This is a genomic window from Paeniglutamicibacter sp. ZC-3, assembly GCF_025847175.2.
Taxonomy (GTDB): domain Bacteria; phylum Actinomycetota; class Actinomycetes; order Actinomycetales; family Micrococcaceae; genus Paeniglutamicibacter; species Paeniglutamicibacter sulfureus.
Genome location: NZ_JAOYTG010000001.1, coordinates 24,416 through 39,918 on the forward strand (window position 1 = coordinate 24,416; position 15,503 = coordinate 39,918).

A 15,503-nucleotide genomic window follows, 5' to 3' on the forward strand; every position below is an offset into this window, starting at 1 on the left:
AACCTATCCCAGCGCTCCGGGGCGGACAACCCCTTTGTGCATGGGCCCGGTTGGCCCCGACCCGGCGCTGGCAGTGCGGAGTGCGCCGCGGAAAGCTCCTTGTTTCCCGGGTTCCAGGGTCGCTGCGCTCGCCGGTGGGTGTTCATGGGCAACGCGACGAAACCTGCCCGCCGATCCTCCATGGGGGGGTCCGGTCGAATCCGAAGGGACGATGTCTGGAACATTCCGGCAACCACCTTCACGTCCACGGAATTGGTGCCCGGACAGTGTCCGCTGTCGAAGACGCACCCCGCCCTTGTGTGACAGGCCCCGGTACGTATACTCCGAAAGGACAGCAGCGAAAAAGGGATGGCTCCGATGCCCGTTCCGCGATTCGCCGGAGGGAACCTTGTCAGATCCCCGCCACCCGGGCGGGAAGTAGATGATGCATTGCTCTTTCAGTCCAGGAAGTGCGTGACCAAGCAAGGAGCCGCCGGTGTTCGAACCTCCCAGCATTGTCTTCGCCGCGGCGGGGGTCGCCGTCTTCGCCGCCGCTGTGCTGCCGCGGATACTGAGAAAAGTCCCGGTATCCATGCCGATGGTCTTCCTGGGGGCCGGGCTACTGGCCTTTACCGCGATCGGAACCCTGCCGGACCCCGATCCGGTCAAGTACGGGGAATTCACCACCCACTTGACCGAAATCTGCGTCATTGTCTCGCTGATGGGTGCCGGCCTGGCCCTTGACCGTCCCGTGGGCTGGCGGCGGTGGTCCACCACCTGGCGGATGCTGGGTGTGGCGATGCCGTTGTGCATCGCGGGCTTGGCACTGCTGGGGTTGTGGGTACTGGGACTCGGGCTGGCGGCTGCCGTGCTGGTCGCCGCCGCTCTTGCGCCCACGGACCCGGTACTGGCGTCAGAGGTCCAGGTCGGGGAACCAGCGGATGAAGATTCAGAAGCCGATCAGGAGGACGAAGTCCGTTTCGGGCTCACGTCCGAGGCCGGAATGAATGACGGACTGGCCTTCCCTTTCGTGTATCTGGCAATTGCGCTCAGCATGGCCGGGGCCTCCCCGGCGGAATGGTTTCCGCAGTGGTTCGCCGTGGATGTGCTGTGGCGGATCGGCATCGGAATCCTGGCGGGCCTCGGAACCGGAAAGCTGCTGGGGCGGATTTTCTTTACGGCAAGGCATGGCAGTATCCGTCTGGCTGAGCATTCCGAGGGGTTCGTGGCCTTGGCGGCAACGTTCCTGGCCTATGGCGTGACCGAGATGATCGAAGGTTATGGCTTCGTCGCCGTCTTCATCTGCGCGGTCACCATCCGGGCCGCCGAGCACACCCACGGCTACCACCGGGTGTTGCATAGCTACGTCGAGCAGTTGGAACGACTGATGACTGTCCCCATCCTGGTCCTGCTCGGTGGTGCCATCGCGCGGGGGCTGTTGCACGGCATCGGGTGGGCGGAAGTGCTGGTGGCCCTCGCTTTTCTTCTTCTTATCCGGCCGGTGGCGGGCTGGATTGGTCTTGCCGGAGGCAGGACCGGTCCGAGGGACCGCATCGCGCTTTCGTTTTTCGGCGTTCGTGGCATCGGTTCGTTGTACTACTTGGGCTACGCGCTGGGGGAAGGGAACTTCGAGGGCCAGGCCGAGAGGCTGTGGGCTATCGTCGGTTTGGTTGTGACACTGTCCATTGTCCTGCACGGGGTTTCCGCCGGACCGGTCATGACCTCGCTGGACCGACTCCGCGAACGGCGTGCCCAGCAGCAGTTCGGGGACCAAGGACAGGCCCCGACCGTCTAGCAGCAGCCAATCGTCGGGGTGAATCAGCCTCCGGATCATCCATCCACGGCGCAAAATGATGCGGCAGCCCAAGCTTCTGGGCAAAATTGGTGTCATGGACATCAGCGACGAAGTTACCACCCAAGGATCAACGGTCGAGGACTGGACGCGGGCCTTGGCGCAATCCACCGGCTCCCCCGGCGGGGGCGCCGGGACGGGACTGATGCTCGCCATCGCCGCTTCGCTGACTTCCATGGTGGCCGGCTACACCGAAGCCGAAGAACATGAGCGCGGGGAGCTAGACAGCATTCGGGCACGGGCCCGGTCCCTCCGGAATGACGCTCTCGAATTGGCCGATCAGGATGCGTCCGCGTCCCGCGCCTTTGGAGCCGCATTTCGGCTGGAACCCGGACCGGAACGGGAAGCGGCCATATCCCGGGCATCCGTCGATGCTGCCCAGGCATCCGCCGTGCTCGGCAAACGAGCCATGGACGCCATCAACGATTTGGCGTGGCTCGCCGCCAACGGCAACCCGGCACTAGTTGCCGACGTCGTTGTCGCGTTCGGCGCCCTCAGGGCAACGGTGGCCGGCGCGCGCACCAACGTCAGTTTCGACCTCGCTTCGCTCACCTCCGGCGGCAGCACCATGGAGCAGATCCGCGAGGAACATCCCGTCCTGTGGGCGATGGTCGGCGATCTCAACGACGCCATCGAGCGGATCGACACACTCACGGCCGAGATCGATCACCATGCCGCCCCAACCGACGCCGTCTAATCCGGGCCGCGTCTGCCGTATCCGGATACCCGTGGCCACCCTTGGATCCGTCCTGAACGCTTAACTGCTGTGTCGGATCGGAGTTGTCCCGACCACCGGCCGACGACCCCTGCGACCACCGCCCAAAACATCCCGGTAGGCTGGGAGGGCAGACCAACGATGGAAAGGCGGTACACATGGGCACCGGCAGAGCACCGCGCCGCCATCCCATTGCGGCTTTCCTCCCTTTACCTGCCCTTCTGGGAATGGTCCTGCTCATCCTCGGTCTCATGGGGATGCACACCATCTCCGGCAGCCACGCCGAAACATCCAAACCCACCTCTTCGGTGTCGGCTTCCACGGTTGGCGAGGGCCATCACCATTCCGGCCCCGCGGACCACACCCACGTTCCGTCCGCGTCTTCCCCCGCGTCAGCATGGGCGGATTCGCCTTGCCTAAGCTGCTGCGGCGACATGTCGCAGGCCTCGGCGTGCGACCTGGTGCCGGTGGCCAGTGGCCTGTCGTGGCTTTTGCTCCCGGTACTCATGGTCATGCCCGGCGGCCTGGGATTGCGTGGCCCACCAATGGTCACCGGAGCCACAAATCACGTCCCACCTCCTCCTTCACTGATCGAACTGTCCATCAGCCGTACGTAAGACACCGGTCCCCCGCCACAGCGGACGGGCCAGCTTGCGCACGCCCGCACCGCCGCGGGCCGATAGACAGAATCCAATCGATTTTTGAAGGAAAACTCTCCCATGAAACGCCTTACCCTTATTTCAGCGACGGCCGTTGCAGCCACCTTGGCACTTGCCGGGTGTGCCTCGGAGACCGGATCGGAATCCCCCATGCCGGGCATGGACCACGGCACCGCTTCCGCATCCCCGTCCGCCGAATCATCCGCAGCCGCAGCCGCAGAGCACAACAGCGCCGATGTGATGTTCGCCCAAATGATGATCCCGCACCACGAGCAGGCCGTGGAAATGAGCGACATGGTGCTGGCCAAGGACGGCATCGACCCGGCTGTCACCGAGCTGGCCGAAGATATCAAGTCAGCCCAAGGCCCGGAAATCAAGACCATGACCGGCTGGCTCAGCGCCTGGGGTGAACCGGTCGCCATGTCCGGGGACCACGGGATGGAGGGCATGATGACCGAAGACGACATGGCCGCCCTTGAAGCAGCTCAGGGAACCGAGGCAGCCAGGATCTTCCTGACGCAGATGGTCAAGCACCACGAGGGCGCCGTCAAGATGGCCCAGGAAGAAACCGCCAACGGGTCCAACCCGGACGCCGTCGCCCAGGCGGAAAAGATGGCCAAGGACCAGAGCGGGGAAATCGACAAGATGAAGGAACTGCTGGCCGGCCTCTAAGGCAGCATGCCGTTTGGTTGCGGGGCGCGATGCGCCCCGCAACACCCTCGTCATTTCTTTTTTCTGTTCTGGAGACTCCATTCATGATCCGCCCTGCCCTTTCCCCTGCCCGCACTAGGTGCCGTGCGGCTGCTGCCGCCGCCGCCCTTCTCCTCCTGCTAACCTCCTGCACCCCGGCGTCCCCCCAAGGCCCGCAACCCGAAGAGCCTGCCCAACCCTACGCCCACATCCATGGCATGGCTGTCGATTCCGAGACCGGAAAAATCGTCCTGGCCACCCACGACGGGCTCTTCGGCCTCGGCTCCGGAACCCCGGAAAAGATTGGCCCCGCCATCGACCTGATGGGCTTCGCACCCGCCGGCAATGACCACTACTACGCCTCCGGACACCCGGCACCGGACACCGGTCTGCCCGAACCGGCAGGACTGCTCCGCTCCCAGGATGGCGGGGAAACCTGGCAACAGGTCTCCTTGGGCGGCGTCTCCGATTTCCACGCCCTGGCGGTCACCCGCAGCGGAATCATCGGTTTTGACGGAACCCTGAAGACCACCGCGGACCTGGAAACCTGGACCACCCGCGAGGTCGGGTTCGACCCCTATCACCTGTCTGGGACACCGACCGGCGATGTCGTCCTGGCCACCACGGCTGCTGGCGTGCACCGTTCCACCGACGGCGGCAAGACCTGGGCGGCACCCTCGACCGGGCCGGTCCTGCTGCTGACGGCCTTTGCCACCGCTTCAACGGTCATCGGCGTGGCACCGGACGGGGCAGTGCATGTCAGCTCGGACGCTGGCCGGACCTGGCGGGCAACCGGGACCGTCCCCGGCCACCCCTCGGCACTGGCCGCCGCTGGCCCGGATGAGCGCCCGCAAATCTGGGTTGCCACGCCCACCGGCATCGAGCATTCCGTCGACGGCGGAGAAACCTTCAGCACGGAGACCAAGTGAATCCGTTCGGTAACGGCCCCAAAACCCGGAAGAACACCAAGCCAATGCCCCTTCCTGCAGGCGTCACGATTCGCCGCGCCTCATCCTCCGATCTTTCCCTGACGGGCCACTGGCAATGCCGATACCTCCGCGACGGGCTGTTTCCCCGGCTGGGTCCCAGGTTCGTCCGGCACTGGCATGCGACCTTCCTCGACGCACCGCGCGGGTTCGCATTCATCGCCGAAGCCCAGGGCCCGGACGGCCAGGTACCGTTGGGCTTCCTCTTCGGCTCCAGCGACCAGCTCCGCCACGTCGATGACGTGCTCCGAGTGCACCGGACGCGGCTGGCCGTCCAGGGTGGCCTCGCCCTGGTGATTCGGCCCAAGCTGTTCCTGGGATTCTTGCGCACCCGCGGCAGGTCCTACCTCAGACGACTGCTCAAGCGACCGGTCACCGTGGTGGCTCCTGCGGCCGTCCATGGGCCTGTGCCCGTGCCTCGTGTCGCTGTCATCACCGCTCTTGTGGTGCATCCGGAATCCCGGGGCCACGGCGTGGGCGAACGGCTGGTGAAACATTTCCTCTCCCAGGCTTCGGATGCTGGGGCGCCGTTGGCCGAACTGGTGACCAAGGCAGGTCCGGGCGGAGCCGGGCGCTTCTACGAACGGCTCGGATGGGCACCCGTGCATGCACATACAACCAAGGACGGAGAAACAGCGAAGACCTATCGTCTCGATTTGTCCCAGGGGAAACCCGAGGGGGATCGCCCTTCAGCGCAGGAGTTGCCGCAGGAGTAGTCGCCGAGCAGTCATTGGCCGAACCTTGGTTTGTGCCCGGACCCCGTCCGTCGTGATCTCGGTGCGAGCATCCATCGTCCATTGGTATCCCCTCGCCCAAGAACACCAGCGTGTCCAACAGCCGGGTAGGGTTTGGCGAGCATCTGCTACATGAGGCACCGATCGAATGTGCGAGTGCTCTCGAAGAGTTCCGGCGAAGTCTTCATAAATGGCCATGAGGCTCACATACTGATTTGACGGGACCGTCCCCGATGCGGGGCGGCCGAAATGCTGGACACGTCAGAGCAGGAGTCCCTCATGAATTCCAAAGACAGATCGCAGTCAATCATGCGGCGCAAGCCCATCGACGAGATCGAGGAAGAGAACAAACACAGCGGCCTGCACAAGTCCCTCGGACTGTGGCAGTTGACCGCAATCGGTGTCGGCGGCATCATCGGCGTCGGCATCTTCTCCCTGGCGGGCCTGGTGGCCCACGGCAGCGGCACCGAGCCCGGCGTCGGCCCCGCCGTGCTGATCTCCTTCCTGATCGCCGGACTGGCATCCGCGGCTGCGGCCCTGTCCTATGCGGAGTTCGCCGGCATGATCCCCCGCGCCGGCTCGGCCTACACCTATGGGTATGTGGCCCTCGGGGAAATCATCGGCTGGTTCATCGGCTGGGACCTGTTGCTCGAATACATCGCCATCGTGGCGGTGGTGGCCATCGGCATCTCCGGCTACTTCGATGCCTTCCTCGCCGGCATCGGCATCGACCTGCCCGACTGGGCGGCATCCACAGCCGACGAGGGCCGCGGCGGCATCGTGAACATCCCCGCCATCGTCGTCTGCGTCCTGGTGACCTGGATCCTCTCCCGCGGCACCCGGACTTTCGGGCGCTTCGAACTGGTCGCCGTCGCGATCAAGGTCGTGTTGATCCTGTTCATCATCGGCCTAGGCATCTTCTACATCAACACCCAGAACTACGACCCCTTCATGCCCAGCGGATTCGGACCAGTCGTCGCCGGCGCCGCGACCGTGTTCTTCGCAGTCTTCGGCTACGACGCCATGAGCACGGCGGCAGAGGAGTCCACCGACGGCAAGAAACACATGCCCAAGGCCATCATCTTCTCCCTCATCATCGCCATGCTCCTCTACGTCGCGGCCACGCTGGTGCTCACCGGCATGCAGAACTACCAGGACATCGACCCGACCGCCGGATTCGCTTCCGCCTTCAACGGCGTGGGGCTCCCGGTCATCGCGACGATCATCTCAGTCTTTGCTGTCCTGTCCATCCTCACCGTGATGCTGACCTTCCTTCTCGGCGTCACCCGCGTCTGGTTCTCCATGAGCCGCGACGGTCTCCTGCCCGGCTGGTTCTCCAAGACCGACCGCCACGGCACACCGCAACGCGTCACCTGGATCGCCGGCATCGCCTCCGCCTTCCTGGCCGGCGTCTTCCCGATCAAGGCCGTCGCGGACCTGACCAACATCGGCATCCTTGCCGCCTTCGTGGTGGTCTGTCTCGCCGTCATCATCTTCCGCTACAAGAAGCCCGACGCCCCCCGCACCTTCCGACTCCCCTTCATGCCGGTGGTCCCGGCCTTCGGCGTGCTGGCCTCCGGATTCCTGATGCTGCAGCTGCACTGGGAAACCTGGCTGAGGTTCGGCGTCTGGCTCGTGGTCGGCCTGGCCATCTACTTCTTCTACGGCCGCAAGCACTCCCTCATGAACCCGAACAGCCCGCGGCACGACGAACGCGTGGTCCTGCCCCACGGGGATACCTAGGCCGCCACGGAGCAATATTTTGCAGACCCATCCCCGCTGCGACCACGTGCTCCGAAGAAGCCTGGCACTACCTGAACGACAAGATGCAGCCCTGGTGGGATCGCCAGGTTGGTGCCATGTGCCGACGCTGCGCCCACAAGCCGATGAGCTGGCTGTGGGTTGTCCCCGTCCACGGTGGCTGGGGACATCTTGGCCCGAGCTAAATGGGCGGGAAGTGAAATTCCTTGGGCCATTCTCTATCAGATTTGATAAGTGAGAGAGCCCGGTTCGGAGTCCTGCAGATATTGAAGGGTCTCCGCAGCCGAGGATGCCATCGGGGGGGTGCCCATCAACTTGAACTCATTGAACCAACACCTACCACCGGCAGGCACCTGAATCATCCTCTGTGTGTCAGTCTAGGCAACACATCGGTGACGTCGTCCTGGGCCCGGAAGGCAGGGACAGGGAAATTGCCGGCAGCGATCTGTAACTTGACCTGCTCAAGCTCAATTTTGAGCTGGTCAACGGTGGCACGGTACTTTTCGAAGTCCGCTTTCCGGCGCCGGGCGCGGTTGAAACTGATGATGGCTGCGACGACCGCCAACGGGACTGACACCAGCAGGGCCCAGCCGGACGTGGCAAAGAATTCAAGCGCTACGGGAAGTGCGTGCTTGAACGCTAGGAATTCGTTCACCCCGCCAATCACTGACTGCAGAGCCGAATCCAAGGGGGCCAAATACTCCCCCACGACGGGCGTCCCGGAAAACGACGGAGCGCTCAGCGACGGCTCTCCCCCGGCAGACCAGCGCGAATCACCAATATGGCCTAGGACGTAGATCCCGGCACCAGCATTGAGTGCCGCGAAAAGCACGACGGAACCGAGCGCGGTCCAATGGAGACTGCGCCAGCGCAGGATTCCGAACACAAGCAAGTAAACGGCGGCGATACCCCACGAATAGATGTGGAACTGATCGCGGCTCATGCTGCCCAGTGGATCCAATGACTTCCCCGCCCGTTGCCGTTGGAGTCAATGCTTGCTCCAGACCGAAGCGATCCTATCCCAGTCATCCCCGGAATGCCGCGGAGGTTACTGGCGCAGAGACCTGAAGTCTGCAGGTGTCATCGATGCCTGGTTCTCGCGGTTTTAGCGAGCACCAATGCGTTTCCGAATCGGAGGACTGTCACCTCCGAACGATCCGGGATCGATATCAGGTCGACGTTGAGCAGCCTGCTCCACTCTTCGCTAACGACTCTGCCAATGTGTGGTGACGTCTGGACCCGTGCCAAGGGACCTGGTGACAACTTCGACGCGGCCAGGAGGGTGGCCGATATGTATTGGCGCGCCAACGCACTTGATAATGCAAACATCGCAGAGCTTCGAGATCGGCGCATCCGAGTCCGGCGCCGTCGTGCGTGGGCAAGAAGCTGCAAAAATCATGGCCGCTCCATCCAGCATCCGACACTTGTATATGTGCAGTATTCAAAGTTCGCGGCGGCGCAGATCCCATGGGGGCCCTGCATTCGGCTAGCCACGTTGTCAGGCACTCGCTTAGGGTGGGAAGTGGACGAAAGGAGCACTTCATGAAGAAAATCCTCATGGTACTTACCAGCGTTTCCGAGATCGGCGATACAGGAGAGAAGACCGGCTACAACGTGGCCGAGGCTGCACATCCCTGGAAGGTCTTCAAGGACTCCGGGCATTTCGTCGACTTCGCGTCCATCCAGGGCGGACAGCCTCCGCGCGACACGGTGGACTCCGAAGATCCCATCCAGGTTGCCTTCACGGAAGACGAGACCACCCGCGCCGGCCTCTACAACACGGCCCGGGTCGACGTCGTTGATCCCGACCAGTACGACGCGGTGTACCTTGTGGGAGGCCACGGCACCATGTGGGACTTCCCGGACAGCGAGGGCCTCCAGAACCTGGTGGCCAGCGTCTACAACACGGGCGGAGTGGTCGGCGCGGTCTGCCACGGACCAGCAGGCTTGGTGAACGTGGAACTGCAGAACGGGCTTCGCCTCGTCGAAGGCCGAAGGGTAGCCGCCTTTACCAACGACGAAGAGGTTGCCGCGGAGAAGGACAAGGTCATCCCATTCTTCCTGGCAGACCGGCTGGAGGAACAGGGTGCCACCCACGTGTCCGCGGGCGTCTGGGCGGAAAACGTAGTGGTGGACGAACGCCTGGTGACCGGCCAGAACCCGGCCTCCGCTGCCGGCGTGGCCAAGGAAATGGAGAAGCTTCTGGCCGAGGTCATCCATCAGGAGAAGGCCGCCGAGCATGACGAGGCCGATGCGCTGCGTGCTGAGAAGGACGCAGAAAAGGCAGCCAAGAAAGCAGCCGACGCACACACGGAGCACTGACGCCAACAGCGCACTGAGACTGGCGGCCGCCCCGGACAACGGGGCGGCCGCCAGTGGCAGCTTCACCGACCAAGTGCGACAGTCATGTCAGGTTGGGGGTAAACCAGCCTGACATGAGAAGCCGATTTCACACTATGTCGGCGCAATGGCGACGGGCATGATCAACGACTCTGAAAACTGTTTCCCCCGCACGTCGGGCGAAGGTTCCGTACCTAGCGAACTGAGAAAATGTGCGGTTGGAGTAACTCCAACCGCGAGGCAGCGATCCCACGACTGCCAACGGCACCAGCGGGCGGATCGATTAACTGCCCGTGTGAGCTGGTGGGCAGGTTTCTAAGAACTTCAAGACCACTGAACACCCGAGCCAATTAGCTGGAGATGCACCCGGCACCGGTGTGTGGAGGCACGTTTCTTAGGCTGCGGTGACGGCCACTGTGCGGGTGGCCTGCACCGCGCCGGTGACCCAATGCAGGAAATCGACAGTGATCGTGTACTTCCCCGCGGCTGGCGGATGCAGTAGAAAGTCGAATTTCTCGGCCGCCCCGGAGAGGATGGTGCTCGTTAGCAGGGGTTGTCCAGCCGTGCTCGGGTGCACAGCCGGCCCGTTGGCCGTCGGTGTATTCCAGAATGGCCGCCCGTCGTGTCCGAGCAATTCGACGATGGGCACAAGCCGGCCGGCCGCGTCCATTACTCTTGTGCGTGTGGGAAAGTAGTCGACATTGATCATCCGCACCAAGGTGGGCCGCTTCGTCCCTCCCGCAACATTGGCCCGCATTGACTTGATGGACCAGACCCTGTCGCCCCTTGGACGGGACGCGACCGCTCCGCCAAGCAGGTAGAAGTGCTTGGGAAGGTATCGGTTGAGGCCCGCGTCCTCACCGGAGAGCCCTGCGGCATGGTTCATTTCATGCCAGCGCGGATCGAGGGAGTAGGGGGCGAGCAGCGTCTCGGTTGCGATGTCGTAGTACGGTCCCTCGGCCGAGTAGCGGCGCGTCCCCGCCGGTGCCGGCGAGGCTGGATCGAGGCGCGGGTCAACGATGATGGGCCCGAACATGCCCATCTGGACGTGCAGCGGCGTGTTGACGTGGCAGTGGTAGAAATAGGTTCCGGAGGACCCGCGGTTGGGATTTCCCCGCTCTGCGACATCCGGCCGCCACTGGTAGGTGTAGTCGCCAGTGACCTCGTAGGAGGTATGGCCGACCCCATCGTTGCGCGGGTCCGGTTCGATGCCGTGCCAATGGATGGTGTGCACCTTCTTACTGGGCTTGATCGTCCCGTGGAACAGTTGGCCCTCAGTGAGCCGCACCAGCGGGCCGGGTAGCGCGCGGCCGGACTTGCCGTTTTCGAAGCTCCAGACGTCATGCTCGGACCCATCGGGGAAATCGAGTTCGCGGCTGAAGAAATCGAATTCCATCTTCACATCTGGCCGGAGCTTGAATTCCGTTTCCGGGCTGCCTTCGTGGGGCTGGTCCGAGGAGAAATCCACCTGGCTGCGGAACTCATGGTGGGCATCGTCTTCGACGGTTGCCGGCAAGCCGGACTCCGGCGTGGTTTGCGCGCCGAGCGTCCAGTCGCTCATCAGGCCACCCGGGTAGAGGCCTCCCGCCGCCGTCTGTGACGGTTCCGCGTGACAGTGCATGGGGTACTTCCAATCCCCGCTCCTCGCATTCCACACTTCATCCACCGAGTCGGGCGGACGGCGTACCGGGAGCATGGCCTCGGTACGTTCCAACGGACTCAGATGGATGGTGTCCTCCCAGTGCTGCAGGACCACCCGGCCGGCGGCCGTCACATGGCCTCCGCTGCGAGGAAAGTCCTCGCCATTGGAACGGACGGTCCAGACGTGGTTCCCGTGGTAGTGCAGCTGGTGATCCACGATCCCCGCGTTGACCATTCTCATCAGGTGGCCGGTGCGGACGGCGCCGGCGGACGGGGAGGCGCTGAAGTTGCGCACGTCGGTTTCACGTGGCAGCCCCGAGGGCAGGGATTCCTCCTCCCGGCGTTTGTTGAATTCCTCGTCAATCGTGATCCCAAGCCCCTGGAATCCCGAGTAGCCGTTGAGGGTGAAATACCGCGGCTGGGCCTGCACCCGGGCCGGATCCACGATCTGCCCCTGCGACGCGATCCGGGCCCAGTTGGCATCCACGTCGTGGCAGATCCAGAGCCACTGGCGCTCGAACTCGGGACCGCGCGCACTGAGCCGCCAAGCGTCCCGGGGGTCGATGACCAACAGTACTCCGTAGAGTCCCAGGGTCCGCTCCACCGAAGCGTTGCCCGGGTCCGAATAGAGGTACGTCCCCGGCGCGGGAGCTGGGAACTGCAGGAGTCTTGAGGCTCCTGGCGCGATTGGACCGGTCCCGACGTGCGGCCTTGCGGTCCCGGGGGCACCGGCGGCACCGGCATTGTGGAAACGAAGCTCGTGCGACTGCGGAAGATTGTTGCGGACCCGCACCGAAATCGTGCTTCCGGTCTCCGCGATCAGGGTCCTGTCCGGGAAGAAGCTCGCCCAGTGAGCCCGCCTCACCAGATACTGCCGCGGGTTCACAGGATCGAGGCGCAGCGGGGCGGGCCTGCCGCGCGGTGGCTTGGCCGCGTCCACGGGGTAGGTCCTGCTCGCGACGAGGGTGCCTTGGGCCGTGAAGACACGGGGGCTGATGGCCAGCGCGGGCCGTGCATCCCCCCGAGCACTCCGCCGGTCGCCGAAGCCCCTGTGGTAGACCAGTGATCCATCCACCATCGGCAGAAAGCCCTCGTTGATGTGGACATCCAGGGTACTCATGTTGCGCCTCCGATCATCATGACCGGCAGATCCAGCGCCAATCGCTCATCACGTTGCACGTCGTTGAATTCGAGTTGCAGGCCGGCACCCGTGCGCGGAGCGAGGTAGCTGACATATATGCTCTCGGAGGCTCCAACCGCGACTGTTCCCGTCGTGTGGTCGGAATCCTGCGGCGTGATCGTGGTTTCGGTTCCGGCCAATCTCAGGCGCAGCTGCCCGGGGCTGAACAACAAGGGTTCCTTCCCGTCGTTTCGGATGCTGATTTCCAGCACGACCACATCCGGCCACGTCAGGTTCATCGGTTCGGTCGATCCCGGTAGTGAGGGAACCGGTGCTCCCCCGCCATGGCCGTGGCCACCCCCGGCGGTCTGGGCCATCTTCATCGGCAGCACGCCGCCGCCGTGTTCGATGATGGAAACGGCGGCTGCCAGTCCGCTGAATGCCGGTTTTCCCAGTCCGTCCAAACGGGCCAGTCGTCCCGAGCGCACCACGGTTATTGAGCCGAAGGTCGTGGAGACTCGTGTTGCCAGGCTCGCGGAGCTCTTTGCCACGATGCCGTAAACGCCCGGCGCGGCCACCAGGACGGCACCCCAACCGAGTAACAGGCCAAACTGGCGCCGGCTCAATCCCCGTTCCGCCGCCCTATCACCATCTTGATACATAGACTCCCCCAAAAAAGCTATGTCGCGTGCTTCAGCTTCACCGTTGGACCTTGGGAAAAGGTTGTAAAGGCATCCGGGACAGCCCGATTCACGGCGCGCAGTCACCGCGTGCCAAGTCGCGGTCATCGCCCCGGAACCTCCCAGCGCCTCAGGAAAAGGGGATTCGTGACGAGGCGGTGCCCATCACGTCCAAATCGTCGCGGCCACTAGGTACGCTTTGTGTGTCAGGCATGTCGTCCGCTGCATGTCACTCGCACTTTCCAGGGGGAACCAGCATGTTCAAGTCATTACTGAGCCGTGGCACCGGCCTCGGCTTCGCCGTCGCGTTGGCCGTCGGCCTGCTCGCTACGGCGACACCGGCCCAGGCCAGCGAACGGCCCATCGACATCACCGGCTACAAGGTCTCGGACATCACCGTTTCGGATTCAAACTGCCGGAACCTCACCGTCACAGCTTCCACCAAGGTGAAGTCGGACTTTGTCGATTCCTTCGGGTCAATTGACGTCACCCGAAACGGTGGATTGGTCAGCATGCTCGGGTTTGAAGGACGCAAGATCATCGATCGCGCCATGATTTGTCCCTCCTTCAGCGGACTGGGCACATACAAAGTTGGTCCTGCCGAAATCTTCGCGGAGTTCGACTACTACGACTCGTACTTCGGGGAATACTGGAGCGATTACAGCGACTACACGGACAACACCAGCAAGACCTTCTACGTCCGCGGAAAGACCAAGAGCACGCTGACCGCAAAGCGGTCGGGTTCCAAGGTCACCCTGACCGCCAAGGCCGACGTCTACTCGCCGGAGAAGTACCGCTACGCGCAGTACAACGCCAAGGGTGCCAAGCTTCAGGTGAAGTCCGGCAAGACGTGGAAGACCATCAAGACGGTCAACCTGTCCAAGGGCAAGGCCACCGTCACCGTCAAGCAGTCGAAGAAGAAGACCTACCGTTTGCACGTCCCGACCGCCACCTGGGCAGCGTCGACGACCACGAAGAGCGTCTCGAAGTAGTCTGTTCCTTCGCGGGCCCGGGAACCTCGGTTCCCGGGCCCGCGGCATCTGCCCGCACGGTTCCGACCCTGTAGACCGACTCTGCACAAGTAGAGTCCCCGGCTCCCAACGAATCGGGAACCGGGGATCGGTACCCCCGACCATGCGCGGGTCCGAGAACTGCTATTGGCCAATCCACTAATGCCGATTCATGGCCCCACCCTGCATGCGGTTCTTAGTCTTGCGTGACGTTCAGCGAGAATTCGATGAAGCCGGTGTCCTCCACGGCAACGAACCCCAGGTTCGGTGCTTCGACACCGAATTCCTCCCAGGTGCTGGGGATCTGGCCAACCAGTTGTGCTTCACCATCGCTGAATGCACCCTGCACGTTGGCCTTGACGGACACCGTCTGGCCGTTGAGCGTCAAGTCACCCGTGATGGGGAAGGCCTGGTTACCACCCTCGAGTGTCGCGGACACGTCAACGGGCTCCGTGAGCGTGAAGCTCGCCTCGGGGAATTGCGACGTATCAACGGCCGAGGTGCGGAAGTACTGGTCGCGTCGGTTCGAGTCGGTGGTGATGGTGTCCACCTGAAGCGTGAGATCCGCGGCCGTGAGCTGGTCGTCGGCGACAGTCAAGGAGCCACTGACAACCTCGGTGCGGCCGGTGACTGTCACGTCTGCGCCATTGAGGACTTCGTCGAGTCGGTATCCTGCGTAGGACCCGGAACCAACGGTCCAGGTTCCTTCGTGGTCAGCGGAAGCCGCTGCCTCTCCCGCGTCCAGCGAACCACTTGCCGCCGCAGCGCTCGGCGCCCCCGTCAGCGTTGGCACAGCTTCGGCCTGTGCCGAGACGTTGGAGGCATAGATGCGGCTGCCAATGAAGGCACCGGCGATGACCACCACCACCGCAATGGCGATGATCCATAAGAGTCGCTTGTTCTTGGGGCGGGATGGCGCTTGCTGGTCGGTCATGAGATCTCCTGATCGATCGCGCCGTCCGGCGGCGAACTTTACTTGACTCTAAAAGTATTCCATCGCTTGCAGGACCTCTTCCCGAGTTGGGCGCTTCCCCGCCATCTTCACTCAAAACGCACAGACCACACACAGGGAAGATGCAGAAGCACGGCTGCAATGGTTCCCTGCGTGCAGCGAGCGGTCATCCCACCGACCTATGGGGCGTGAATAATGCCTCGGTCATCGATCTCTCTGTGTATCCGATCTCGTAGCGTGAGCAGTGCTCACAGCGGAACACCGGCTGTCTTGAGCGATGCTGCGAGAGTCACTACCCGTTGCGCGTCGATAACCAGAACCCCTTGGAGTTCTGATTTCGGGCAAAAAAAATTCCCCGGTTCCCTTTGACGGGAACCGGGGAAT

General features: G+C 63.4%; 12 protein-coding genes. 8 read left to right on the forward strand and 4 right to left on the reverse strand.

Features of this window, described 5'->3' with window-relative positions; translation table 11 throughout:
• Positions 1 to 475 precede the first annotated feature (475 nt).
• The 6 genes from OIU93_RS00135 to OIU93_RS00160 all read left to right on the forward strand — a co-directional run bounded on the left by OIU93_RS00135 (position 476) and on the right by OIU93_RS00160 (position 7,358).
• Positions 476 to 1,774, forward strand: coding sequence for a sodium:proton antiporter (locus tag OIU93_RS00135; RefSeq protein WP_264268034.1), 1,299 nt, complete (start codon positions 476 to 478; stop codon positions 1,772 to 1,774).
• 94 nt (positions 1,775 to 1,868) lie between these two features.
• Positions 1,869 to 2,528, forward strand: coding sequence for a cyclodeaminase/cyclohydrolase family protein (locus tag OIU93_RS00140; RefSeq protein ID WP_264268035.1), 660 nt, complete (start codon positions 1,869 to 1,871; stop codon positions 2,526 to 2,528).
• 737 nt (positions 2,529 to 3,265) lie between these two features.
• Positions 3,266 to 3,877: a DUF305 domain-containing protein gene (locus tag OIU93_RS00145; protein WP_264268036.1), complete on the forward strand. Its 612-nt coding sequence runs from the start codon at positions 3,266 to 3,268 to the stop codon at positions 3,875 to 3,877.
• An 83-nt stretch (positions 3,878 to 3,960) separates the two neighbouring features.
• Positions 3,961 to 4,824 carry a F510_1955 family glycosylhydrolase gene (locus OIU93_RS00150; RefSeq protein ID WP_372342836.1) on the forward strand — a complete coding sequence of 288 codons (864 nt, stop codon included), beginning with the start codon at positions 3,961 to 3,963 and terminating at the stop codon, positions 4,822 to 4,824.
• A gap of 44 nt (positions 4,825 to 4,868) precedes the next feature.
• Entirely contained in the window at positions 4,869 to 5,597 is a 729-nt protein-coding gene (locus OIU93_RS00155) for a GNAT family N-acetyltransferase (protein WP_264268038.1), read from the forward strand.
• Positions 5,598 to 5,894: 297 nt separating this feature from the next.
• The gene (locus tag OIU93_RS00160) at positions 5,895 to 7,358 is read left to right on the forward strand and encodes an amino acid permease (protein WP_264268039.1); all 1,464 of its coding nucleotides are present in this window, start codon (positions 5,895 to 5,897) and stop codon (positions 7,356 to 7,358) included.
• Between the two features lie 376 nt (positions 7,359 to 7,734).
• Here the strand turns inward: OIU93_RS00160 and OIU93_RS00165 are convergent, their stop codons facing one another.
• Entirely contained in the window at positions 7,735 to 8,319 is a 585-nt protein-coding gene (locus tag OIU93_RS00165) for a hypothetical protein (RefSeq protein WP_264268040.1), read from the reverse strand.
• A 599-nt stretch (positions 8,320 to 8,918) separates the two neighbouring features.
• Here OIU93_RS00165 and OIU93_RS00170 point away from each other — a divergent pair.
• Positions 8,919 to 9,698, forward strand: a complete 780-nt coding sequence (locus OIU93_RS00170) for a type 1 glutamine amidotransferase domain-containing protein (RefSeq protein ID WP_264268041.1) — start codon at positions 8,919 to 8,921, stop codon at positions 9,696 to 9,698.
• Between the two features lie 412 nt (positions 9,699 to 10,110).
• On the opposite strand, the gene OIU93_RS00175 is transcribed toward OIU93_RS00170, so the two are convergent.
• Both OIU93_RS00175 and OIU93_RS00180 read right to left on the reverse strand, forming a co-directional pair.
• Positions 10,111 to 12,477: a multicopper oxidase domain-containing protein gene (locus tag OIU93_RS00175; protein WP_264268042.1), complete on the reverse strand. Its 2,367-nt coding sequence runs from the start codon at positions 12,475 to 12,477 to the stop codon at positions 10,111 to 10,113.
• Positions 12,474 to 13,103 (reverse strand): DUF4352 domain-containing protein, encoded by a 630-nt coding sequence (locus OIU93_RS00180; protein ID WP_264268043.1) that lies wholly within the window; start codon positions 13,101 to 13,103, stop codon positions 12,474 to 12,476. Before OIU93_RS00180 ends, OIU93_RS00175 begins: the two co-directional genes overlap by 4 nt.
• Positions 13,104 to 13,414: 311 nt before the next feature.
• Between OIU93_RS00180 and OIU93_RS00185 the strand changes: the two genes are divergently transcribed.
• Positions 13,415 to 14,149, forward strand: coding sequence for a hypothetical protein (locus OIU93_RS00185; RefSeq protein WP_264268044.1), 735 nt, complete (start codon positions 13,415 to 13,417; stop codon positions 14,147 to 14,149).
• Between the two features lie 214 nt (positions 14,150 to 14,363).
• On the opposite strand, the gene OIU93_RS00190 is transcribed toward OIU93_RS00185, so the two are convergent.
• Positions 14,364 to 15,101: a YceI family protein gene (locus OIU93_RS00190; protein ID WP_264268045.1), complete on the reverse strand. Its 738-nt coding sequence runs from the start codon at positions 15,099 to 15,101 to the stop codon at positions 14,364 to 14,366.
• Positions 15,102 to 15,503 lie beyond the last annotated feature (402 nt).